Below are 24,478 nucleotides of genomic sequence, written 5' to 3' on the forward strand. Positions count from 1 at the left end.
GCCCCGCTCCGGATCAAGGCTGACGCACCGTCAGCGAGGCCGGCGAGGCCCGGCCGACGCCACGCAGATCGGGACGGTACATGTCCTCGACCAGCGACGGCGGCACCGTATACGTGCCGGGCGTGACCGCACGCACCAGATAGAACACCCGCGCGGTCTGGTTCTGCTCGAGCTTGAGCGCGGCGATGTAGCGGTCGTCGCGGAACTCTTCGTGGCGGACTTCGGCGGCGCTGCTGCGTTCGGAGATCTCGATCCCGTCGACCACCACGCCGGCCCACTGCTTGGCGTCGCCGAGGTTGAAGTTCTCGATCTCCAGACCGGCCGGCAACAGGTCGGTGAGCAACGCATCCGGCATCGCGCGACGGGCCTTGATGGTGACCTGCACGATCAGCGCCTCGCCTTCGACCAGGCCGCCGCCCGACCATTCCTTGCCTTCGGTCGTGTAGTACTTGCGCCCGACTTCGATCATCGAGCTGTCCGCGGCCGGCGCGGTGCGCGGCACGCCGGCGATTTCCATGCTGGCGTACAACGGCGGTTGGCCGCTCGGGCTGAAGCTCACTCCGCGGGCTAGCGCGGCGTAGTCGAACACGCGGCCGATCAGCTTGGCCGGGTCGGCGTCCGAGGCGCTGTCGCCAACCGTCCAGCGGCCGGAGATCTGCTTGCTCTGGTCGGCCATCAAGGCCTTGCCGAGCCGCGCCAAGGCGACCTGCTCCTGGGTGCTGAGCCACAACCAGCCGCTGTTGCGGCGCGCATCGAGCTCGCGGCCCATGCCGACCACGCGCGCCTCGTACTCGGGCTTGGACAGCTTGTGCTCGTGCACCAGGGCGATCATCAAGGCGTCGTCGCGCAAGCGGCTGCCGTAGTCGCCGAGGTACTCGGGACGGTCGGCCGGATCGCGCGCGAAACCTTCCTTGACCGCCTTGGCGCCGCGGCCCTTGTCGCCCTGCAGCGACAAGGCCAGACCGAGGTGGACCAGCGGCAGGCCGGTCAGGCTCTGCTTGCGGTCGTTGTCGTAGAGCGCGCGCAAGGTGCCCAGCGGCGCACGGTTGACCCGTGCGAGCACGTAGCCGGCATGGGCCTGATAGGCGAACTTGAGGTGTTCGCGGCGGTCGTAGCCGTAGAACGAAGCATTGCCCGACAACAGATCCTCGTTGAGCACCTTCAACGCCTTCTGCAGCATCGCCTCGGGCACGGCGAAGCCGCCGTCGCGCGCATCGAGCAGGAACTCGACCACGTACGGGGTGATCGCCGGGTTGACGTAGTCGCCGTCGCCCCACATCGAGAAGTGGCCCGAGCCGATCTGCATCGCCGCCAGACGGCCGAACGCGCCTTCCATGCGCGCGCGCCGCTGCTTGGCGTCCAGGCCCTTGGCGCCGAGCATCTTGGCGGTGGCGTCGTCGAGTTCGAGCGCGGCATAGCCCTTGCTCGTGGTCTGCTCGGCGCAGCCGTACGGGTATTCCAGTGCGCCCTGCAAGGCGCTGGCGAACGGGATCGGCGGCAAGGCGCTGATCACCATGCGCGCGTTGACCGAATCGGGCATCAGCCCGTCGGCGAAATCGGCGCCGAGCTGGACCGTGCCGAGCTCGTCGAGCACGCGCGTGCGCGAACGCAGCACCGACGGCCAGGCCGGGCGCACCGGCACGTCGTAGCGGCGGTCGACCTTGTAGCCGTTGCCGTCCACCCGCACCCGCACCTGCGCGGTCGTATAGCCCTCGCGCGCGACGATCGGGAAGGTCAGGGTCCGCTTGGCTTCGACGCCGAGCGAGAGCTTGTGCTGGCCGTCGGACAGGCCGAGCGGGCCGATGCCTTCCACGCGCACCTCGAACTCGCCCGGCTTGCCGGTGAAGTTCTGCACGTCCAGGGTGACGTTGCTCTTGTCGCCGGGCGCGAGCACGCGCGGCGTGCTGGCCTCGGCGAGCACCGGCGCGCGCACCACGGTTTCGGCGTCGCGGTTGCCGTAGCTGCCGCCGGCATAGACCAGGGCCGACACGCGCAGGGTGCCGTTGAAGTCCGGCACCGCCAGCTTGATCCGGGCGATGCCCTGGGCGTCGAGCTTGACCGGACCGGCGAACAGATCGACGGTCTGCACGCGCGCGGTCGGGCGCCGCGCCTGCGGCAACGCCTGCAAGGCCATGTCGCCGCCGAAGCGGATCTTGGCGGTCTCGCCTTCGTAACTTTCGATGACCCGTCCGTAGACGTCGTAGCCGTCGACGCCGAGACGGCGCTGGGCGAAGAAATGCGCGGCCGCGTCCGGCACCGGGAAACGGGTGATGTTGATGATGCCCAGGTCGACCGCGGACACGGTCACGTAGGCCTCTTTGCCGGCGAGCTGCGGCGCGCTGACGATGACCGGCAGATCCTGCTCGGGACGCATCAGCTTGGGCACGTTGAGGCCGACCGCGACCTTGCGCTCGCGCCGGTCCATCTTGACGTGGGCCACGCCGACCGCGCGCGCCGGGGTGATCTTGCTCGGCGCGCTGCCGCCGCGGAACACCAGGGCGGTCACGTAGACGTCGTGGCGCTCCCAGTCGGCGGTGACCGGGATCTTGAACTTGCTGCCGGCCTTGGCATCGATCGACTGCACGTACAGCATGCGGTCGCTCTCGACCATCAACAGGCCCGGGCCCGCGTGCGGCGGGGTCAGGGTGACTTCGAGCGTGTCGCCGGCCTTGTAGGCGGTCTTGTCGAGCGCGAGCTTGACCTTGTCGGGACGCGCGTCGAGGCCGCGGTTCTGGTCGTCCCAGCTCCAGCCGGCGCGGAACGGATAGCGCGTGGTCAGCTTGGTCGCCGGGTCGTAGACGTCGACCCGGTACTCGCCCCACTTGACCGGAAAGTTCAGCTTGACCGGCGCAGCGCCGACGTCGACGTTGCGCACTTCGATGTCTTCGTAGCGGCGGGTGAAGTCGTAGTCCCAACCGCCTTCGTCGCCGTAGTTCCAGTGATAGTCGCGGTGCTCGCGGATCAGGGTCACGCGCAGGCCGGTGGCCGGGCGCGGCTTGCCGTCGCTGCCGACGCGGGCGATCTCGAAGCCGGCGTTGCTGTCGGCGTCGGTGCCGTCCTTGTCGTCGAACAAAGGGCGCACGCCGACCAGCGCATCGGCCGGCCACAGCACGCGCTTGAGGCTGCGGTTGACGCTGCGGCCGCCGGTCTCGTAGACGCTGCCGGTGACGATCGCGGCGATGGTGCTGACCGGCTTGGCCTCGTCGGGCAAGGCGATGTCCTGCTGCAACTTGCCGTCGGCGCCCAGGCTGGTGTCGACGACGTCCTTGGCTTCCTTGGGCAGGGTGATGGTGGGGTCGCCGAAGAAATAGCCCGGCAACTGCTCCAGCGGATGCTGCTCGATCATCACCGCGAGCTTGGCGGTGAAACGGTTGCCCGCGGCGGGCGCACCGTACAGATAGGCGGCATCGACGCCGAGCTTGAACGGCTGACCGGGCTTGAGCACGGCCGGCGCATCGAGTTCGAGTTTCAGGCGCTCGGGCAGGAATTCCTCGATGCGCAGGGTCATGCCCTGCACCGCTTCCTTGCTGCTCGGGTCGGTACGGAATTCGACGCGCCAACGGCCGGTGGCGGCGTCGGCGGGAATCAGCTGCGCATGCCGCACATAGCCCTGCGCGTCGGGCTGCAGGCGGGTTTCCAGGAAGGTCTTGCCGTCCGGCTGCACGTAACGCAGGAACAGCGGCTGCAGCGCCTTGCCCTTGCTGTCGACCGGCTTACCGTCCTGGTCGCGCAGCAGCGCCGACAGGCGCACGGTTTCGCCGGGGCGGTACAGGTCGCGGCCCGACCAGGCGAACACGTCGAACCAGGCCTGTTCGCGGCCGGCGACGGCGAATTCCGACAGGTCGAGCGCCGGCTGGTTGAACGGCAGCATCGACACGTCGCTGCCGCGTTGGGCGATCAGCACATGGCCGGCATCGAGCTTGTAGCCGAGCATGGCGTTGCCGTTGCTGTCGGTCTCGCCCTTCAGCACCGGCTCGCCTTCGGCGTTGAGCACCTTCAATTCGACGCCGCTGACCGCTTCGCCGGCCTCCAGCGAGGCCACGTGCACGAACAGCTTGTCCTTGTAGGCGCGCGCATGCAGGCCGAGGTCGCTGACGGTGAAGAACGCGGTCTCGAACTCGTCCTTGAACTGGCCGGCGCGCTTCATCACCGCGAAGTACAGGCCCGGCTCCTGCAGTTCCTTGATGTCCTGCAAGGGCAGATAGGTCAGCACGCGCTCGTTGGGCTTGCCGCCGAGCACGAAGCGATTGACGTAGACCGGCTCGGCCAGCTTGGACAGCGGCTTCTTGTCGTCCCAGTCGCGTTCCAGGTCCCAGCTGCCACGGCGGCCGCCGCGCTGGTACTCGGAGAAGAACTTCGGCAGTTCCTTTTCCTTGACCCGCAGGAACTCGACGTCGACTTCGGGCACGTTGATCGACACCACCGGCAGGCCGCGGCTGTCGCGCGCCGGCAACACACTGCCTTGCGAGGCGAAACCGACCACCGGATCGAGCGGACCGGTGTGGACCGGCTTGCTGATTTGCTGGCCGATGCGGTCGCCGGCCGCGGCGGTCAGCCCGGCCTTGATGGTGACCACGTAGTCCTTGCCGGCTTCGACGTGCGGGAAGCGCAGGATCTTGCCGCCCTCGTCGAGCACCCAACTGCCCTGCACCGCCGCGCCGTTCTTGTCGGCGACCGCCAGCAGCTCGTCGAAGCTCTGGGTGCCCACCAGGGGCTGGCTGAATTCGAGGGCGATGGCGAGCTCGTCGCTGCCTTTCTGATCGGGATAGGCCGCCACCAGGGCGAAGCCCTTGATCGCATCGCGCTTGGCCTGGATCGCTTCGCCGGTGATCTCCGGCAGTTGTCCGCTGGTGTCGCGCTTGCAGCCGGCGACCGCCAGCATCGTTGCGATCAACAGCATCCACAGGACACGCGCCATAAGGGCGCGAACGTTTCCTTTCGTCGCTGAACTCACTCGTTCCATGAAGATCTCCACGCTGATGCGCGCAGTATAGAGTGCGACGGCGCTCCAGGAATCATCCATCGCATCCGTGCCAAGCAGCGCAGTGGCGCGCCGCACTCAACGGATGTTCCCGCTAACGAACGAGGGCGCGCGTTGCGAAGCCTGCATCCGGCGGTCGCTCGACGGCGCCGACCGCCGGTCTCGCAGCAGCGGTTGGCGAAGGACCGCAGGCCAGACCGAGGCGCCGCCGTCGTGCCCGGCCGCGGAAGGGTTATCGATTCCTTGGAAACTCGCCCCGCGCCGATTCGAATCAGGCCAGTTACCGGGGTGAAACTCGATGGCAGCCCTGCGCCTGGAAACCGGCACGAGCCGCGGCTTGCAAGCGCTTATGCCGAAAGATAATAAACGGGCTTGTGCGAGCGCGATTACAGAATCATCCGGACCCGTGTCACAGCCGGGGATGGAAATATCCAGGCCGCCTAAAAACTGCGAAATCGCGCCGAACCGCCGCCTATCTTCGGCATCGCTGCAGACACGGACCTGGTTTCGGCCAGCCCTTAAAGACCACTGGCGTCACATAATAAAAACGCAGTGGCGCAATATCCCCCTACCTAAGGGACGCAATAAGTTGCTGCACAGCAGCAATTTTCTTGCAACATTATTACACTCAAGAATATTCACAAAATTCGCCGCCCTGCCGCGCCAAGCCTGATCGCAGAACGATTTCAGAAGAAATCAATTTCTGAAGCCCTGCGTGCACGTCGCATTCGCACTGTGATCTTCGTAGCGTGCGTTGACGGCTTTTTTGACCCGCCCATAGCGTCCCACCGCCGCGCCGCACGTCGGCGCGGTATCCGCACGGAGCTTGCCCACCCACTCGCCGAAACCACATCGCATCGGTGGCTGGGGCGTCGGGCTACGGGGGAACGGATGCACGAGCAATGAGCCGGCCGCGCCCGCGGCCATCATCCACACTCGTTTCGGGGGTAATACCAGTGAATCGCAACGTATCACCGACCCTGCATGCCCTGTCCATCGCCATGTCGTTCGCGCTCATCTCGGGGGCAGCAGGCGCCGCTCAGCGCGTCGACCTGCACCAGAAGGACGTCGCTCAGCTCAACAAGCAGTACCAGGCCGCCGTCGCCAAGTCCGGCGCCGCCGCCAAGGCCAACGTCCGCCATGCCGAGCTGATCGCGCTGGATTCCAACTCCAGCCTGAGCGTGCTCAAGAGCAGCCAGGACGACAACGGCACCCGCAACTATCGCTACCAGCAGAGCTTCCGCGGCGTGCCGATCTTCGGCGAACACGTCGTCGTCAGCGAAGACGCCAGCGGCAACGTGCGTAGCCTGTTCGGCCGTTCGGTCGAAGGCCTCGCCGCCGAACTGCCGGCCAGCGCACCCAAGCTGAGCCAGGCCCAGGCCCTGAGCGTGGCCAAGAGCGCCGGCCTCGGCAAGCGCGTCGGCGCACTGCAGACGCGCAACGAAAGCAGCCGTCAGATGATCTACATCGACGACAACGGCCGCGCCCACATGGCCTATGTCGTCAACTACTTCGCCGATGCCGCCCAGGGCGGCGAGCCGACGCGTCCGTTCGTGATCGTCGACGCCAACAGCGGCAAGATCCTGAAGCAGTGGGAAGGCCTGAACCACGCCCTGGTCGGCACCGGCCCCGGCGGCAACCAGAAGACGGGCCAGTACGAATACGGCACCAACTTCGGCTTCAACGACGTCACGCAGAGCGGCAGCACCTGCACGATGAACAACGCCAACGTGAAGACCGTGAACCTCAATCACGGTACCAGCGGCAGCACGGCGTACTCGTTCACCTGCCCGCGCAACACGGTGAAGGCGATCAACGGCGCGTTCTCGCCGCTGAACGACGCTCACTACTTCGGCAAGGTGGTGTTCGACATGTACAACAGCTACGTCGGCACCCCGCCGCTGACGTTCCAGCTGAGCATGCGCGTGCACTACAGCAACAGCTACGAGAACGCGTTCTGGGACGGCTCGGCCATGACCTTCGGCGACGGCCGCACCACGTTCTATCCGCTGGTGAGCCTGGACGTGTCGGCGCACGAAGTCTCGCACGGCTTCACCGAACAGCAGTCGGGCCTGGTCTACTCGGGTCAGTCCGGCGGCATCAACGAAGCCTATTCCGACATCGCCGGCGAAGCCGCCGAGTTCTTCATGAACGGCAGCAACGACTTCCTGGTCGGTGCGCAGATCTTCAAGGGCACCGGCGCGCTGCGTTACATGGCCAACCCGCCGCAGGACGGCCGTTCGATCGGTCACGCCAGCAACTACACCTCGGGCATGGACGTGCACTACTCGTCCGGCGTGTACAACAAGGCGTTCTACCTGCTCGCCACCAAGGCCGGCTGGGATACGCCGAAGGCGTTCAAGGCCTTCGCCAAGGCGAACAAGGACTACTGGACCCCGAGCACCGACTTCAACAACGGCGCTTGCGGCGTCGAGAAGGCCGCCACGGATCTGGGCTATGCCGTCGCCGACGTTTCGGCCGCGTTCCTGACCGTCGGCGTCGACTGCCCCGGCGGCCCGGGCCCGGGTCCGGGCACGACGTACACCAACGGCACCGACTACACGATCAACGACAACTCCACCGTCGACAGCCCGATCACCGTGTCCGGCCGTACCGGCAATGCCCCGACCAACGCTTCGGTGTCGGTCAATATCATCCACACCTACCGCGGCGACCTGAAGGTCGACCTGGTGGCTCCGGATGGCTCGCTGTACAACATCAGCAACCGCGCCGGCGGCAGCGCCGACAACCTCAGCGGCACCTTCACCTTCAACCTCTCCAGCGAACCGCTCAACGGTACCTGGAAGCTGCGCGTGAACGACAACGCCAATGCGGACGTCGGCCGTATCGACACCTGGAGCATCACGTTCTGATCCGGATCGCTCCGGTAACGAACACGTCCGGTTGAGGACAAGGAAAACCCCGGTTTCGGCCGGGGTTTTCTGTTCTGCGCGCTTGCCGCGGATGGCCGGCGAACGCTTGCGGGTTCAGTAGGACAGCAAGTACTTGAAGCCGCCGAAGATCATCCGCTTGCCGTCGAAAGGCAAGGCCTTCGGGTCCATCATGTCGGCCAGGCGCGGGTCGGCCATGACCTTCTTGTTGATGCGGTCGCGCTGCGCGCGCGACTTGTACACGATCCAGGAAAACACCACGACCTCGTCCGGCTTGAGTTTCACCGCTTGCGGGAACGAGGTGGATTTGCCCGGCTTGACGTCGTCGGCGACCGATTCCACGTACTGCAAGGCGCCGAATTCCATCCAGATCTTGCCGGCCTTGCTCGCGAGCCGGCGATAAGCGGCGAGGTTCTTCTTAGGTACCGCCAACACGAAACCATCGACGTAACTCATACCTCCTCCTAGCGGGGACGGTCCCCGGTTTCAGGGGCGAACCAAGTCCGATTACGACCCGGTTCCACTCGGAAGCTGCATCCGGACGCGCGCGCCAGCCCTCTGATCGTGGCTATGGCGGACCGACGGCGACGCTGCGCGGGATGCAACGATAGCCGCGCCTGCAATGACGGGCCCGCGCAGAAGTAACCCAGCCACTGGAAACGCAGCGTGATCATTGCGTGGAGCCGGGCGCTGGACCAGTGCACCGGCTTGGCAATGCCGCTGCGGCTTGCCGTGGCCCCTGGCGCGGACCGCGCGGCGATCGTCGGGCGGACACGGCTGAAAACAGACGCGCCGCCTCGAAGGCGGCACGTTGCGTCATAGGCCTGCCGAGGCTCGCCCGGCGGCTCGCTGTTTATTCGGCGGCGATCGCCTCGACCTGGATGCGCAGATCCACGTTCATGCTGAAACCGTAGTCCTTGCCGGCAGAGATGCCGAACTGGTCGCGCTGGAAGCTCGCGCTGGCGTCGGCGCCGCACAGCTCGCGCTTGAGCATCGGATGCGGCATGCACTTGAACTTGGCGATCTTCAGGCTCAACGGCTTGGTCACGCCGTGCAGGGTCAGCTCGCCGTCGACCCGGGTCGGCGCGCCATCCACGAAATCGACGAACTTGCCCTTGTAGGTCGCGGTCGGAAACTTCCCCGTATCGAACAGCTCCGACTTGTTGGCATGTTCGTTCATCGCATCCAGGCCGAAGTCGATGCTCTTCGTGTCGACGACGACCTCGACCGTACCGCTGCCGGCCTTCTTGTCGAGCACGACGGTGCCTTCGGACTTGTTGAACTTGCCGCGCCACACCGACACGCCCATGTGATCGGCCTCGAAACTCGGATAGGTGTGGGAGGGATCGATCTTGTAGGCGACCGGCGCCGCCTGGGCACCGCCTGCGAGGGACGAACCGGCCAACAGCGCCAACGTAGCCAGAGCCGAACGGGTGACTGTGTTCATCGCGGAAATCCGAGGCGGAAGGTGCCGGCAAACTAGCACCGCCGGTTCGCACGCCGCAACCGCGAGCGCCCGAACTGAGCGCTCGCGCTCAAACCCGTCATGCCGGCGTCATCTCTGCGTCAGCCGGCGCCTGTTCATCCCGATGCACGCGCAAAAAAAAACGCCGCCCGAAGGCGGCGTTTTCCCGGACGGCTAAACCACCGACATCACGCTTCCGGCGAAGGCTCCTGCGCATCCGCGGCCGCAGCGGCTTCGATCGCACCGCCCGGCACTGCCGGCAGCTCGGTCTCGCCGCCCTCTTCGGCATCGTCCAACGATGCGTCGAGGCGTTCGATGGTCTGCAGGTTTTCGTTCTCGGCCAAGCGCATCAGGGTTACGCCCTGGGTGTTGCGGCCGACCTGCGAAATGCCGTCGGCGCGCGTGCGCACCAGGGTGCCGCCGTCGGAGATCATCAGCACTTCGTGGTGGTCGCTGAGCTGGATCGCACCGACCAGGGCGCCGTTGCGGTCGGTGGTCTTCAGCGCGATCACGCCCTGGGTGCCGCGCCCCTTGCACGGATATTCCTCGACCGCGGTGCGCTTGCCGAAACCGCGCTGGCTGGCGGTCAGGATGTCGCCGTCGCCGTCGATCACCACCATGCTGACGACGAAGGCATTGTTGCCCTCGCCCTCTTCGCCCTCGGCCAGGCGAATGCCGCGCACGCCGGTCGCGGTGCGGCCCATCGCGCGCACCGAGCTCTCGGAGAAGCGCACGGCCTTGCCGTTGCTCGCGAACAGCATCACGTCGCGCTGACCGTCGGTCAGGGCCACATCGACCAGGGCGTCGCCGTCGTCGAGGTTGATCGCGATCTTGCCGCGCGCCAGGCGGAAGGCGAACTCGCTCAGCGGGGTCTTCTTGACCGTGCCGTTGCGGGTGGCGAAGAACACGAAGTGATCGTCGTCGTAGGCGCGCACCGGCAGCACCGCCTGCACCTGCTCGCCGGCTTCCAGCGCCAGCCAGTTGATGATCGGACGGCCGCGCGCATTCGGGCCGGCATCCGGCAGCTGGTGCACGGACAGCCAGAACACCCGGCCGGCGCTGGTGAAGGTCAGCAAGGTGTCGTGGGTGTTGACCAACCACAGCTTGTCGATGAAATCCTCGTCCTTGGTCGAGGCCGCGTTGCGGCCCTTGCCGCCGCGCTTCTGCGCGCGATAGGCGCTGACCGGCTGGCGTTTCGCATAGCCCGAATGCGACAGGGTCACGACCACGTCTTCCGGCGCGATCAGGTCGAGGATGTCGAGATCCTCTTCGCTGGCGCGGATTTCGCTGCGGCGCGCGTCGCCGAATTCTTCTTTCAGGTTGCGCAGTTCGGTGCGGATGACTTCCAGCAGCACGTCGGGATTCTCGAGGATCTCGATCAGGCCGCGGATGGCCTCCAGCAGCTGCCGGTATTCCTCGGTGAGCTTTTCCTGCTCCAGGCCGGTCAGGCGGTGCAGGCGCATTTCCAGGATCTGGGTGGCCTGGACTTCGGTCAGCTGATAACGGCCGTCGACCAGGCCGACATTGGCCGCCAGGTCTTCCGGACGCGAGTCTTCGGCGCCGGCGGCGCCGAGCAACGCGCCGACCAGGCCCGGCTCCCAGGTCTTCTCGAGCATGCGCTCGCGCGCTTCGTTCGGGTTCGCCGAGGTCTTGATCAGCTCGATCATCTCGTCGATGTTGGCGAGCGCGACCGTCAGGCCTTCGAGGATGTGCGCGCGCTGGCGCGCCTTGCGCAGCTCGAAGATGGTGCGGCGGGTCACCACTTCGCGGCGATGACGGATGAAGGCTTCGATGATCTGCTTGAGGTTCAGCAACTGCGGGCGGCCGTCGACCAGCGCCACCATGTTGATGCCGAACACCGACTCCATCTGCGTCTGCTGATAGAGGTTGTTGAGCACCACTTCGGCCGATTCGCCGCGCTTGACCTCGATGAAGATGCGCATGCCGTCCTTGTCGGACTCGTCGCGCAGCTCGCTGATGCCTTCGAGCCTTTTTTCCTTGACCAGCTCGGCGATCTTCTCGATCAGGCGGGCCTTGTTGACCTGATACGGGATCTCGGTGACCGCGATCGCCTCGCGGCCGGTGCTCTCGTTGACCTCGATCTCGGCGCGCGCGCGCATGCGCACGCGGCCGCGACCGGTGCGGTAGGCGTTGATGATGCCGGCGGTGCCGTTGATGATGCCCGCGGTCGGGAAATCCGGCCCCGGGATGTATTCCATCAGCGCATCGACATCCAGCTCCGGATCGTTGATCAGGGCGATGGTCGCCTCGATCACTTCCGACAGGTTGTGCGGCGGGATGTTAGTCGCCATGCCCACGGCGATACCGGCCGAGCCGTTGATGAGCAGGTTCGGCACCCGGGTCGGCATGACCGTGGGTTCGAGCTCTTTCTCGTCGTAGTTGGGCTGGAAATCGACGGTTTCCTTGTCGATGTCGGCCATCAGCTCGTGGGTGAGCTTGGCCATGCGCGACTCGGTGTAACGCATCGCCGCGGCGGAGTCGCCGTCGACCGAACCGAAGTTGCCCTGGCCGTCGACCAGCATGTAGCGCAGCGAGAACGGCTGGGCCATGCGCACCAGCGTGTCGTAGACCGACTGATCGCCGTGCGGGTGGTACTTACCGATCACGTCACCGACGATACGCGCCGACTTGAAATGCGGCTTGTTGCTGTGAGCGCCCAGTTCGCTCATGGCGTAGAGGACGCGGCGGTGCACAGGCTTGAGGCCGTCTCGAACGTCGGGAAGCGCGCGCCCGACGATCACGCTCATGGCGTAATCGAGATAGCTGCGGCGCATCTCGTCTTCGAGATTGACCTGGATGATTTCCTTGGCGAGTTCGGCCATCAGGGTTCCGTTGCGTGCGGTGATTCGGACGCCCCGGACGAACGGCACCGGCATTCCAGTCGGAATGCCGCCAACAGGGTCCCAGCGGGCCTGTCCTGCAGCTCGCTCGGGGCGGCGTAAAAGTGACTCGAAATCATACCACGAAACGCGGTTTCACAGGGGCCTGATTCCCACGCAGAAACAATCACTTGGATGTGATTTTCAGCTGCGCTGCAGCATCCGTCGCGGGGTTGTCGCTATACGCTAGGCCAAGGCGGTTTGCCGGCGGCCGCAAAGGCACGCGCGCAAGCCGCGAAACGGGTCTGCAAGGCAGCCGGCGAACCCGGCCCGCGCCAGCTCGGAAAGACGGCCAACTCGGAAAGACGGCCGGCACGGCGGTCGAAGCCAGCGGGAGTCGACCAAGCTCGCGCCGAAGCCAGGCCAGCGCCCTGAACGGTCGCCAGCAAGCGCTGTGCACGCGCACCGCGCAGCGGCCCTGCCCGGCTCGCGGACGGCCCGCAGAAGCCGGGACCGGCCGCCGAAGCGCCGGCTCAGCCGCCGAACGCCGCCCGCATAGCTGCCTCGTCGGGGCGTTCGATCACGCCGCGCTCGGTGACGATGGCGTCGATCAGCTCGTGCGGGGTCACATCGAACACCGGGTTCCAGGCGCCCACCCGCTCGGCCGCGGTGCGCGTGCCGCCGACCGCGAACAGCTCGCCCGGGTCGCGTTCTTCGATTTCGATCGCATCGCCCGACAAGGTGTCCATGTCGACCGTCGACGACGGCGCGGCGACCATGAAGCGCACGCCGTGATGGCGCGCGGCGATGGCCAGCTGGTAGGTGCCGATCTTGTTGGCGGTGTCGCCGTTGGCGCAGATGCGGTCGGCGCCGACGATGACCCAGCGCACCTTGCCGGTCTTCATCAGGTGCGAGGCCGCCGAGTCGGCGATCAGGGTCGGCGCGATGCCGTCCTGTTCGAGCTCCCACACCGTCAAGCGCGCGCCCTGCAGCCAGGGCCGGGTCTCGCCGGCGAACACCGCATCGATGCGGCCCTGGGCGACGCCGGCGCGGATGACGCCGAGCGCGGTGCCGAAGCCGGCGGTCGCGAGCGAGCCGGTGTTGCAATGGGTCAGCACGCCGCTGCCGGGCTCGATCAGGGCCGCGCCGAGCGCACCCATGCGCCGGTTCGCGGCCAGATCTTCATCGGCGATCGCCTGTGCCTCGCGCGCGAGGACCTCGCGCCAATCGCCGCCGGCGCCGGCCAACACCCGGCGCATCCGCGCCAGGGCCCAGGCCAGGTTCACCGCGGTCGGGCGCGCCGCATTGAGGCGCTGCAGGGCCGGCTCGATCGCCCCCAAGGCTTCCACGCCGCTGCCGGCCCGGACCTCGCGCGCGGCCAGGACCACGCCCCAGGCCGCGGCGATGCCGATCGCCGGGGCGCCTCGCACGGTCAGGGCATGGATCGCCGCGGCGACTGCGTCGCTGTCGTCGCAGCGCACGTATTCCACGGCGAAAGGCAGCTTGCGCTGGTCGAGCAGTTCGAGGGCGTCTCCGGTCCAACGGATCGGGCGGATGCGGTCGTAGCGGTCGAAATCGATGGCGTCGTTCATGCACGCAGTTTAACGGATGCGCGTGCCGGCCCCGAAACGGCGCGGAGGCGGGCGCCGAAACGACGACGCCCCCGGCTTTGCGGCCGGGGGCGTCGTTGCATGCGGACGATGCAGGTATCGCGATCAGTTGACCCGGAACACGCCGCGGCAGCCGCCGGCGACCCACACGCCGTTGCGGTCCCAGCCCCAGGTCTGGCCTTCGATGCACGGCGAACCGGAGTTCTGCTTGATCAGGCGCGCGTCGCGGCGAATCGACATGTTGCAGCGGTTCTGGCGATTGTTGCGCGACTCGCAGCTGACTTCCTGGCCGCCACCGCCCCAACCGCCACCGCCGCCGTTCCAGCCGCCGCCACCGCCATTCCAGCCACCGCCACCGCCGCGCGAGGCGACGAATTCGGCGCGGCAACCATCGCTCACCCAGACCTCACCGGGGCGCGAGCCCCAGCTGCGGCCCTCGATGCACGGCGAGCTCGAAATCTGGCGTTGCAGACGTGCGCGATTGCCGTCGATGCGGCAGGTGCGCGGGCGGTTGTCGTTGGAATCGCAGCGCACGACTTCGCCGCTGCCGCCGCCACCGCCGTTCCAGCCGCCGCCGCCGTCATTCCAACCGCCGCCGCGGCCCAGGGTGAACTCGGCGCGGCAGCCTTCGCGGACCCAGATGCCCGAGCGATCGTAACCCCAGCTGCGTCCCTGGCTGCACGAAGACTTGGACAACTGTCGGCTGAGCTGCACGCCGCCTCGGGTATCGGCGTCGCAACGACGCTCGCGGTTGTCGTTGGATTCGCAACGGATCACGTTGTTGTAGCCGTAATCGTCGTATTGCGGCGCGGCCTGTGCGGCGCCGGCGGCCATGCCGAGGCCGACCATCAAACTCAAACCGGAAAGAATGCGTGCGGACATGTTCATGCTCCTTGTCAATGTGCCAAGGACTCTATCTGAACCCGCTTAACGCCAGCTCAAGATTTTCGCCCTTCGTGGCGGAGAGCCAAAAACGTTCATGAGTCGCTTAGTTTGCGCCGTTGTTGCAGTGCAGCGTCGCACCTCGATCGGCAAACTGCCGGCCGTCGCACGCCTGCGGATCATCCGCCGTTGCGGCGATAGTCGAGCTCGAAGTCGGCACGGCAGCCATCCTCGACCCAGACCCCGTGCGCGTCGTAGCCCCAACTGCGCCCTTCGATGCATTCGGTCTTGGACAACTGCTTGACCATGCGCACGCCCAGGCCGGTTTCGCCATCGCAACGGCGGGCGCGCCGGTCCTGCGATTCGCAACGCAGCAAAGGTTTGCGCGCCTGCGCGGCCGGTTCCTCGACACCGAGCAGACGGAATTCGGCGCGGCAACCGCCCGACACCCAGACGCCCTGCTTGTCGGCGCCCCAGCTTTGGTTGCGCAAGCAAGGTTGTTTGGAGAGTTGCTGGGCCAGCACCACGCCCTCGCCGATCTTGGCCGGGCAATGGTTCCAACGGCCACCGCGCGACTCGCATTTGATCACCCGCGCACCGGTGGTGCTGTCGCGGCCGCTGCCGCCCTTGCCGAGCACGAAATCCGCCGCACAGCCCTGCGACACCCACACACCGCCGCGGTCGGCGCCCCAGCTCGTGCCCTCGACGCAAGGCTTGCCGGAGGTGCGATGGACCAGGCGCACGCCTTCGCGGGTGTCGGCCGGACAGCGCACGACTTCCTCGCCGCTGGAAGCGCAGCGCAACAGGCGCCCACCGTACAGGCGCTCGCCCACCGGCTCTGCGCGAGCCTGCGTGCACGCCAAACCGGCGAAGGCCAGCCATTGGATCGCGATCATCACACCACGCATGCACGTCCCCCCGCACCCGACCCGATCACTCTAACCGCGATCGATGAAACTGCAATCAAAACGCGGCAGTTACCGTTCGCTGCCGCATGCGGGGTTCATCGCGGTCACGCGCGCGTGAAATCGAAGCTCAGCACATCGGCGATGCGGCCCGTGCCGAGCATCGCCATGAGCAGGCGGTCGACGCCGAGGGCGACGCCGGCGCAGGCCGGGAAACCGCTGCCGAGCGCGGCCAGCAAGGCCTCGTCGCGCGGCGGCGCTGGCACGCCGCGCTCGGCGCGCAGCGCGCGGTCGCGATCGAAACGAGCGCCCTGTTCGGCCGAATCGGCAAGCTCGTGGTAGCCGTTGGCCAGTTCCAGGGGGCCGAGATAAAGCTCGAAGCGTTCGGCCACCGGCCAACCGTCGCCGTCGTCGCGCAAGCGCGCCAAGGCACATTGCGAGGCCGGGTAATCGTGCACGGCCAGCAGGCCGTCGGCGGCGAAGGTCGGCTGCAGGCGATGGGTCATCAACAGGTCGAGCCAATCGTCGCGGTTCAAGCCCTCGGGATCGATGACCACCTCGCCGAGCGCGGCGCGCAGTACCGACTCGTCGGCGCTGAAAGGGTCCAGGCCGAGGCGCTGGCGGTACAACTCGCGATAGGTGATCGACTGCAGACCGGCGTCGCGCCCGACCAGGCCCAGGGCCGTGCGCACCAGGGCTGCGGTTTCGTCGATCAGGCGGCGATGATCCCAGCCGAGCCGATACCACTCGAGCATGCTGAACTCGGGGTTGTGGCGGCCGCCGGCCTCGCCGTCGCGGAACACCCGGCCGAGTTCGTAGCAATCGCCGAAGCCGGCCGCGAGCAGACGCTTGAGCGGAAACTCCGGCGAAGTGCGCAGCCAGCGCGTGCGCGGCGCACCGTCGGTGCGGCCGCTGAACTGCAACGAGAACGAGGCGATGTTCGGATCGGTGTTGCCGGCGACCGACAACACCGGGGTTTCGACCTCGACGACCCCGCGGTCGGCGAAGAAGGCGCGGATCGTCGCATTGAGCCGCGCGCGCAGGCGCAGCGACTCGAACGAGGCCGACGGTTGCCAGTCTTGATCCGGGCTCATTCGTGCTCGGCCGGCTCGTGCTCGGCCAGGAATGCCAGCAACTTGGCTTCGTCCCAGATCTCGACGCCGAGTTCCTGCGCCTTGTCGAGCTTGGAACCGGCGGCTTCGCCAGCGACGACGAAGTTGGTCTTCTTCGACACGCTGCCGGCCACTTTGGCGCCGAGGGCTTCGAGACGGGTCTTGGCTTCGTCGCGGGTCAGTCCGGTCAGGCTGCCGGTCAGCACCGCGGTCTGGCCGTCGAGCGGGCCGCTCGCCGCGGCCGATACGGCCGGGGTCAGCGCATCCAGTCGCTCCAGCGCCTCGCCGACGCGGGTCAGCAAGCGCGCGTTCTCGTCCACGTTCAACCACGTCGTCAGCGCCTGCGCACTGTCGGCCGGCAAGCCGGCGGTGATGTAGGCGTGCTCCGGCGCACCGCGCAGCTTCTCGGCGCTGCCGAACGCGGCCGCGAGCTGATCGGCGCGGATGCGCGTGACCTTGGGAATTTCCATGTCGACCAGCAAGGTCGCCAGGTTCAGGCTTTCGCGCAGTTTCGGCGACGGCGCGTGGGTGTCGCCGATCTTGACCTTGCGTTCGAGCAGGGCATCGATGACCTGCTGATTACCGGGCTGATCGAAGAAATGGCCGAGCGAACGCGCGACTTCGCCGCCGACGTCGGGCACGCGCTTGAACAACGGCCACGGCAGATGCCGGATCAATGCCAGATCGCCGAACCACACCGACAAGGCCTTGGCCGTGCTCTCGCCCACGTGCTGGATGCCGAGCGCGAACAAAAAGCGTTCGAGCGTGGTGTTGCGGCTGTGGTCGATCGCTTCGATGAGGTTGTCGGCCCACTTGGTCGCGACCTTGCCGGCCTTTACGGTCTCGGGCGTGGTGCCGTCGCGTTCCTCGGCGCGGCGCTTCATCTGCAGCAGATCGTCGAGTTCGAGTTTGTAGAGGTCGGCGACCGATTGCAGATAGCCCAGGTCGGACAGATCCTCGATGTAGCGATCGCCGAGGCCTTCGATGTCCATCGCCCGGCGCGAGGCGAAATGGCGGATCGCCTCCTTGCGCTGCGCGGCGCAGGTCAGCTCGCCGGAGCAGCGCCACACCACGCCGTCCTCTTCGCGCACGATCTCCGAACCGCACACCGGGCATTCGCCCGGCATCTGCCATTGCGGCGCGTTCGGGTCGCGATATTCCGGCACCACCCGCACGATTTCCGGGATCACGTCGCCGGCGCGGCGCACGATCACCGTGTCGCCTATGCGCACGTCGAGGCGCGCGATCTGGTCGGCGTTGTGCAAGGTCGCGTTGGTCACGACCACACCGGCGACCTGCACCGGCTTGAGGCGCGCGACCGGCGTCGCCGCGCCGGTGCGGCCGATCTGGATGTCGATGCCTTCGAGCACCGTCGATTGTTCCTGCGCCGGGAACTTGTGCGCGATCGCCCACCGCGGCGCGCGCGAGACGAAGCCCATCTCGCGCTGGCCGGCGTAGTCGTCGAGCTTGTAGACCACGCCGTCGATGTCGAACGGCAGCGTGTCGCGCTTGGCGCCCATCTGCCGGTAATAACCGAGCAGGCCGTCGGTGCCGGCGACGACGCCGCTCTCGGTGCTGACCGGGAAGCCCCAGTCGCGCAATTGCTTCAAGGTCGCCGAATGGGTCGGCGGCAGTTCGTAGCCTTCGACCAGACCGACCGCATACGCATAGAACGCCAGCGGCCGCTGCTTGGTGATGCGCGGGTCGAGCTGGCGCAGCGAACCGGCGGCGCCGTTGCGCGGATTGGCCAGGACCTTGCCGCCTTCGCTGAGGGCCTTCTCGTTATAGGCCTTGAAGGCGGCCAGGGGCATGTAGATTTCGCCGCGGACTTCCAGCACCGGCGGCCAGTGCTCGCCGCGCAGGCGCATCGGGATGGCGTTGATCGTGCGCAGGTTCTGGGTGACGTCCTCGCCGGTGGCGCCGTCGCCGCGGGTCGCGCCCTGGACGAAACGGCCGCCCTCGTAGCGCAGGCTGATCGCCAGGCCGTCCAGCTTGGGTTCCACCGAGAAGGCCGGCGCGCTGCGGTCCAGGCGCTCCTCGATGCGGCGGACGAAATCGGCCACTTCCTCGTCGGCGAAGGCATTGCCCAGCGAGAGCATGGGCACCGCGTGACGAACCTCGTCGAAGGCCCCCGAGGGCGCCGTGCCGACACGCTGGGTGGGCGAATCGGGCGTTGCGAGGTCCGGATGCGCGGCTTCGAGCGCTTCCAGCTCGCGCAGCAGACGGTCGTAGTCGGCGTCGGCCAGGGTCGGGTCGTCGAGCACGTAATAACGATAGTTGGCGTCTTCGAGCTGGCGGCGCAGCTCGCTGGCGCGCTTCGCGGCCTGGGCGGCGTCTTTCTTGGATTCGGTCGTCACGGGCGTGGGTCCTGGCGCTGCCGATGCGGCGGGGCGGATGGCATTTTGAACGGGATTCGCGCGATTGTGGACGGTTGGCGTCGCCGAGGACGCGACGGCGGGTGCAATCGGGGGGTAAGGCGAAGAGCAGCAGCAAATCCCCCTCCCCCCTTTTCCAAGGGGGGAATTCTTCGGCCGGGATTGGTATGCGGTGGAGGATTCAATCTTCGGATCGCCCGCGGCGGCGAGCTTCCGCCTGCCGTTGCCGTTGCCGTTGCCGTTGCCGTTGCCGTAAAGATTTTTTGCCTTTGCCGTGCGCAGCCTCGCACTAGCGAAGGCCATGGAAGACCCGAAGGGCGGCCCGCAGGGATGCGGGCCGTTTTTCATCGGGACAGGGATGTCCCGTATGAAAAATCCCCGCGGATGCACCGCTCGTGCGGGCCTGTGATTCAAAGAAAAGCAACTTCTTTGGTTAGCTTTCTTTTGTTGCTTATGACAAAAGAAAGTAACCCGCCGCTTTAGTGGCGGAAGCTTTTGGCGTTTGATCTGGATCTTGATTCAGAGATACGTAGCAAGACCGTCGCAGCGCGGTCGCGGCTCGCGCCGCTCCTACCCTGCGACTGCATGCCGCTTTCGATGAACAAGATCGGCGTTGATATTTCTGCACGTCCCGTGGTCGCGGCTCACGCCGCTCCTACAGAGAGCCGAGTCGAACCCTGCGACACCGCAGCGGCGCCGATCGCGCCGCTATCGGCTCACCAACGCGTCGGCTTACTCAACGGCGGCGCTTCGCGCTGGCGATCGTAGGCACGCAGTTCGTCGCGCAAATGAGCGATGCGCTGGCGGCCGAGGGCATTGCGCTGCTCGTCCAGCACCACCGCATCCAGCAACTCGGCCATGCGCTGCGCCGTCGGCAGCATGGTCTCCCAGGCGTCGAGCGCCGGGATCGGCGCCGGCAGGGTCAGGAAGAACGCCACCGCCGGGGTCTCCAGCGACTGGATCGTCGCCATGTCGAAACTGCCGGGCTTCATGATGTTGGCGACGCTGAACACCGGACCGCGCTCGGGGTGGCCTTCGACCAAGCGGTGGAACACGCCCATGTGGCCATAGACCAGGCCGGCCTTTTCGGCAGCGACCACGATGTCGGGGCCGTGCAGCTTCTGCCCGGCGCGCGCGGCCAGATACAAGGTCACGATCTTGTCGAACTCTTCGCTGACGCGACGACCGAGATCGCTGTTGGCGGCATTGGCGCCGCCTTCCAGGGTGCGGTCGAACAGTTCCAGCTCGGCCTGCGTGGTGGCCTCGCCCGGCACGGTCGAGGATTCGCCGAGCTCGTTTTCGATCTGCTCGCCCAACGAGGGCTCCTGGCGGGTACCCGGCTTGCGTTCGCCGGCACGCGGCGTTTCCTCACGGGCGACGCGCTTGCCCTGCCCCGGCTTGCGCGGGCGGCCGAAGAACACGATCGCGCCGATCAGGATCAGACCGGCGATGAGGATGCCGATCCGCAGCAGTGTCACGTCGGACATCGGTTGCTCCTTTTGATACAGGGATTCGGGATTGGAGATTCGGGATTCGTCAAAGCGGCTACGCCGGCTCTCGATTCCCTGCCCTGTCCCGACTCCCGAACTTAATCACGAATACGACGCAGGCTTTGGCTGTCGCCCGTCCTGCGTCCCGAATCATTCATCCCGACCGCGCGACTTACGCCGCACCGGCCAGACGCGTCGCCTCGGCCAGGTCGACCGAGACGAGACGGCTGACGCCGGGCTCGCGCATGGTCACGCCGGAGAGTTGTTGCGCGGCTTCCATCGTCGCCTTGTTGTGGCTCACGAACAGGAACTGTACCTGTTCGCTCATCTCGCTGACCATCGCGGTGAAGCGGCCGACGTTGGCTTCGTCGAGCGGCGCGTCGACTTCGTCGAGCAGGCAGAACGGCGCCGGGTTCAAACGGAAGATCGCGAACACCAGCGCCACCGCGGTCATCGCCTTCTCGCCGCCGGACAGCAGCGAGATGTTCGACACGCGCTTGCCGGGCGGGCGCGCCATGATCGCCACGCCGGTGTCGAGCAGATCTTCGCCGGTCAGTTCCAGGTAGGCGTGGCCGCCGCCGAACAGGCGCGGATACAGTTCCTGCACGCCGGAGTTGACGCGGTCGAAGGTGTCCTTGAAGCGGCCGCGGGTCTCGCGGTCGATCTTGCGGATCGCATCTTCCAGGGTTTCCAACGCGGTGTTGAGGTCGGTGAACTGGGCGTCGAGGTAGTCCTTGCGCTGCGCCGCCTCGGCGTGTTCGGCGATCGCGGCCAGGTTGACCGGTTCCAGGCGCCGCAGCTTGCCGTCGAGTTCGGCGACCGTGCGCTCCCAGACCTGCGGTTCGGCGTTCTCGTCGAGCGCATTGACCACGTCTTCGAGCACGGCCCCGGCCTCGGCGATGGCCGTGGTCAGGGTTTCGGCCTTGAGCACCAGCGCTTGCTGTTCGAGGCGGCGCTGGCCGATGGCTTCGCGCTGTTGCAGGGCCTGCTCGTCGCGTTGCTGGCGGGTCTGCTCGAACTTGCGCAGGTCGTTGTCGATGCCGTCGAGCGCAGTGCGCGCGGCGGTCAGGTCGTGTTCGGCGACGACGCGCTGTTCCAGCGCGACCTGGCGCTGTTGCTCCAGCGCCACCACCGGCTGGTCGCCGTCGGCGAGCTGCGCCGACAGTTCGCCCAGGCGCGAATCGAGCTGGCCGCGCTGGCCACCCATGCGCTCCAGCGCCTGGCTCAGGCCGGCGATCTGGGCGCGCTGGGTTTCCAGGGTCAGGCTTAATGCATGCGCGGCGTCGCGCGATTCGCGCGCGGCGTTGCGGGCGGCGTCGCGCGCTTCGAACAAGCGGCGGCGTTCGGATTCGAGCTCCAGGCGCGTGTCTTCCAGCTCGCCCATGCGCTCGATCGCCGTTTCCTGGCGGGTGCGCGCTTCGCGCGCCTGCTCGCCGCCGGCGTCGATCAGGATCAGCAGTTGTTCGAGTTCGGCATCGATCTTCTCGATGCGGTTGCGCGCCGAATCCAGGCGGCCCTGATGGCTCTGCAACTGGCCGGCGAGTTCGGACACGCCGCGGTGGGCCATGTACAGGGCGCGCTGGGCGTCCTCGCGCTGTTGCTCGGACGCCAGCAGGCGGTCGCGCAACTGAATCTGGGTCTGTTCGAGTTCGCGCTCGCGGCTCTGCAAGGTCTCGATCTCGGCGCGCAGGCTCTGGATCTCGCGCTCGCGCAGCAGCGCGCCCTGCTTGGCCGCGCCGGAGCGCAGCACCCGCACCCAGCCGGCGCCGAGGCGCTCGCCGTTGCGGGTGATGACGGTTTCTTCCGCGCCCAGCGACGGCTGCAGCGCGCGCGCCGCGGCCAGGTCGTCGGCGCCGTGCAGGCGCGACAGCAGGCGGCGGATCGCCGCCGGGCCCTGCACCTTCGAGGCCAGCGAGGTCGGCGCGTAAACGCTGTCGTCGCGCGCGGGCGAGACCAGGGTCAGGCGGCCTTCGCCGAGTTCGCCGATCGCATCGACCAGCGCTTCCGGCGATTCGACCAGCACGCCCTCGATCAATTGGCCGAGCGCGCTTTCGACCGCGTTTTCCCAGCCCGCCTCGACGGTCAGGGTTTCGCCGACGCGTTGCGCCGAATCCAGCCCGCGCGCCTGCAGCCAGGTCAGCGCGGCGCCCTGCTCCAGGCCGAGCGCGGCCTGCTGCAGGGTTTCCAGCGAGGACAGACGGCCGCGCGAGGTCTGCGCTTGCTTGCGCACCTCGGCCAGTTGGTTCTGGGTCGAACGTTGTTGCTCCTGCAGGTCCGAGACCGTGCCCTTACGGGTCTCCAACTCGTCGGTCAGGCTTTCCAGCGATTCCTTCTGCAGGTCGTGCTGGCTCTGCAATTGCTCGAAAGCCTCGGCGAGCGCGGCGACGTCCAGGCCGGTGCGTTCTGCAGTCATCGCCTCGCGGCGGCGATCGGCTTCCAGGGTCTGGCGGTCCAGGCCTTCCAGGCGGGTGCGCTCGACGTCGGCGGCGCGCGCGGCTTCGGATTGTTCGCGGCTGTGCGCGTCCCAACGCTGCTGCCAGTCGTTGAGCTTGGTTTCGGCATCGCGCAGCGCGTCCTGACGCGCCTCGTCGTCCTCGCGCATCGCCTCGATGCGCGGCTCGGCATCGGCGACCGCCGCCAGCAGCACGTCCAGGCGCGATTGATCGCTGCCGATGTGCTCGCCGATCTCGGCCAGGGCGGCCATCGCTTCGTCGCGCGCCTTGTGCAGGCGTCCGGACATTTCGCGCTGATGCTGGATCTGTTGTTCGACCCGGGCCAGCACGCCGCCGACCTCGTAGCTCGCGGCCTGCGCCTTGTTGAGCGCTTCGGCGGCTTCTTCGCGGCGCACGCGCCCGGTCTCGAGCTCGCGCTCGGCCTCGCGCTGCTCGGCGATCAATTGCTGCAATCGGGTTTCCTGCTGCGACAGGCGCTCGCGCTGGCTCTGCAGTTTCTGGTCCAGGGCGCGGTATTCCAGCGCCTTCCACTCCACGTCCTTGACCTTGCGCTCGGCCTGGATCGCCTGGTACTGCTCGGCCTGGCGGGCCTGGCGGCGCAGGTGTTCGAGCTGCTTGCCGACTTCCTCGCGCAGATCGTTGAGGCGGTCGAGGTTCTCGCGGGTGTGGCGGATACGGGTTTCGGTTTCCTTGCGCCGTTCCTTGTACTTGGAAATGCCGGCGGCTTCTTCGAGATAAACGCGCAGGTCCTCGGGCTTGGCCTCGATGATCTGGCTGATCATGCCCTGCTCGATGATCGAGTAGCTGCGCGGCCCCAGGCCAGTGCCGAGGAACAGGTCGGTGATGTCGCGACGGCGGCATTTGCCGCCGTTGAGGTAGTACTGGCTGGTGCCGTCGCGGCTGACCGTGCGCTTGACCGAGATCTCGTTGAACGCGGCGAATTCGCCGGTGATGGTGTGGTCGGAGTTGTCGAAGATCAGCTCGACCATGGCCTGCGAGACCGGCTTGCGCGCGGAAGAGCCGGCGAAGATCACGTCGGTCAGCGAGTCGCCGCGCAGGCGGCTGGCCGAGCTTTCGCCCATGACCCAACGCACCGCGTCGATGATGTTCGACTTGCCGCAGCCGTTCGGCCCCACCACACCGGTCATGTTGGTGGGCAGATGCAGCGTGGTCGGATCGACGAAGGACTTGAAACCGGACAGCTTGATCGTGGACAGACGCATGCGCGGGTGTGGTCCCTGGCGCGCCGGGCGGCGCCGCCGTGAAAACGTGAAAATGGATGAGACAACATACCCAAGTTATTGAATCACTTGGAAGAGATACCGCTTTGGACGGCGCTCCCTCGCGAGTATAGCGGGCCAGCGCGAGGCTCGCCGCGAACGGCTTCAGCGCTGCCTCAGGCGGCCGTGGCGCCGACCTGCCGGCGGCCTGTGCCGAACCGCGCCGATTTGCCCGCCGCCGCGCCGGACGGGCT

At 67.1% G+C, this 24,478-nt stretch carries 12 protein-coding genes; 1 reads left to right on the forward strand and 11 read right to left on the reverse strand.

All coding sequences use genetic code 11. The annotated features are described in order from the left end of the window. Nucleotides 1-13: 13 nt before the first annotated feature. Nucleotides 14-4,918 (reverse strand): alpha-2-macroglobulin, encoded by a 4,905-nt coding sequence (locus tag LC490_RS18175; RefSeq protein WP_223621101.1) that lies wholly within the window; start codon nt 4,916-4,918, stop codon nt 14-16. Between the two features lie 1,019 nt (nt 4,919-5,937). Between LC490_RS18175 and LC490_RS18180 the strand changes: the two genes are divergently transcribed. Continuing rightward, a complete protein-coding gene (locus LC490_RS18180) occupies nt 5,938-7,854 on the forward strand; it encodes a M4 family metallopeptidase (protein ID WP_223621102.1) in 1,917 nt (638 codons plus the stop codon). Nucleotides 7,855-7,968: 114 nt separating this feature from the next. Here LC490_RS18180 and LC490_RS18185 read toward each other — a convergent pair whose 3' ends face one another. From LC490_RS18185 to smc, 10 genes are all read right to left on the reverse strand, one after another. After that, complete coding sequence (locus LC490_RS18185) at nt 7,969-8,328, reverse strand: DUF1428 domain-containing protein (protein WP_031370799.1); 360 nt, start codon at nt 8,326-8,328, stop codon at nt 7,969-7,971. Nucleotides 8,329-8,725: 397 nt separating this feature from the next. Further along, nucleotides 8,726-9,319: a YceI family protein gene (locus LC490_RS18190; RefSeq protein ID WP_036148021.1), complete on the reverse strand. Its 594-nt coding sequence runs from the start codon at nt 9,317-9,319 to the stop codon at nt 8,726-8,728. 206 nt (nt 9,320-9,525) lie between these two features. Beyond that, complete coding sequence (gene gyrA, locus LC490_RS18195) at nt 9,526-12,180, reverse strand: DNA gyrase subunit A (RefSeq protein ID WP_223621103.1); 2,655 nt, start codon at nt 12,178-12,180, stop codon at nt 9,526-9,528. Between the two features lie 530 nt (nt 12,181-12,710). Next, entirely contained in the window at nt 12,711-13,769 is a 1,059-nt protein-coding gene (gene mtnA, locus LC490_RS18200; protein ID WP_223621104.1) for an S-methyl-5-thioribose-1-phosphate isomerase, read from the reverse strand. A 123-nt stretch (nt 13,770-13,892) separates the two neighbouring features. Next, on the reverse strand, nt 13,893-14,669 hold the full coding sequence (locus tag LC490_RS18205) for a DUF3011 domain-containing protein (protein ID WP_223621105.1): 777 nt from the start codon (nt 14,667-14,669) through the stop codon (nt 13,893-13,895). A 179-nt stretch (nt 14,670-14,848) separates the two neighbouring features. Then, nucleotides 14,849-15,577: a DUF3011 domain-containing protein gene (locus LC490_RS18210; protein WP_081930618.1), complete on the reverse strand. Its 729-nt coding sequence runs from the start codon at nt 15,575-15,577 to the stop codon at nt 14,849-14,851. 104 nt (nt 15,578-15,681) lie between these two features. Next, nucleotides 15,682-16,668 (reverse strand): EF-P lysine aminoacylase EpmA, encoded by a 987-nt coding sequence (gene epmA, locus LC490_RS18215; RefSeq protein ID WP_223621106.1) that lies wholly within the window; start codon nt 16,666-16,668, stop codon nt 15,682-15,684. Next, the gene (gene ligA, locus LC490_RS18220; protein ID WP_223621107.1) at nt 16,665-19,043 is read right to left on the reverse strand and encodes an NAD-dependent DNA ligase LigA; all 2,379 of its coding nucleotides are present in this window, start codon (nt 19,041-19,043) and stop codon (nt 16,665-16,667) included. The genes epmA and ligA overlap by 4 nt, the downstream gene beginning before the upstream one ends. 734 nt (nt 19,044-19,777) lie before the next feature. Continuing rightward, on the reverse strand, nt 19,778-20,548 hold the full coding sequence (gene zipA, locus LC490_RS18225; protein WP_223621108.1) for a cell division protein ZipA: 771 nt from the start codon (nt 20,546-20,548) through the stop codon (nt 19,778-19,780). A 175-nt stretch (nt 20,549-20,723) separates the two neighbouring features. Further along, a complete protein-coding gene (smc, locus tag LC490_RS18230; protein WP_223621109.1) occupies nt 20,724-24,227 on the reverse strand; it encodes a chromosome segregation protein SMC in 3,504 nt (1,167 codons plus the stop codon). Between the last annotated feature and the right edge of the window lie 251 nt (nt 24,228-24,478).

This window comes from Lysobacter sp. ESA13C (assembly GCF_019970005.1).
GTDB lineage: Bacteria > Pseudomonadota > Gammaproteobacteria > Xanthomonadales > Xanthomonadaceae > Lysobacter > Lysobacter antibioticus_B.

Bases quoted from the DNA above. Each gene is read 5' to 3' on its own strand.
- LC490_RS18175 (WP_223621101.1), bottom strand. From the start codon at position 4,918: ATGGCGCGTGTCCTGTGGATGCTGTTGATCGCAACGATGCTGGCGGTC.
- LC490_RS18185 (WP_031370799.1), bottom strand. From the start codon at position 8,328: ATGAGTTACGTCGATGGTTTCGTGTTGGCGGTACCTAAGAAGAACCTC.
- LC490_RS18190 (WP_036148021.1), bottom strand. From the start codon at position 9,319: ATGAACACAGTCACCCGTTCGGCTCTGGCTACGTTGGCGCTGTTGGCC.
- gyrA (WP_223621103.1), bottom strand. From the start codon at position 12,180: ATGGCCGAACTCGCCAAGGAAATCATCCAGGTCAATCTCGAAGACGAG.
- mtnA (WP_223621104.1), bottom strand. From the start codon at position 13,769: ATGAACGACGCCATCGATTTCGACCGCTACGACCGCATCCGCCCGATC.
- LC490_RS18205 (WP_223621105.1), bottom strand. From the start codon at position 14,669: ATGTCCGCACGCATTCTTTCCGGTTTGAGTTTGATGGTCGGCCTCGGC.
- LC490_RS18210 (WP_081930618.1), bottom strand. From the start codon at position 15,577: ATGCGTGGTGTGATGATCGCGATCCAATGGCTGGCCTTCGCCGGTTTG.
- epmA (WP_223621106.1), bottom strand. From the start codon at position 16,668: ATGAGCCCGGATCAAGACTGGCAACCGTCGGCCTCGTTCGAGTCGCTG.
- zipA (WP_223621108.1), bottom strand. From the start codon at position 20,548: ATGTCCGACGTGACACTGCTGCGGATCGGCATCCTCATCGCCGGTCTG.
- smc (WP_223621109.1), bottom strand. From the start codon at position 24,227: ATGCGTCTGTCCACGATCAAGCTGTCCGGTTTCAAGTCCTTCGTCGAT.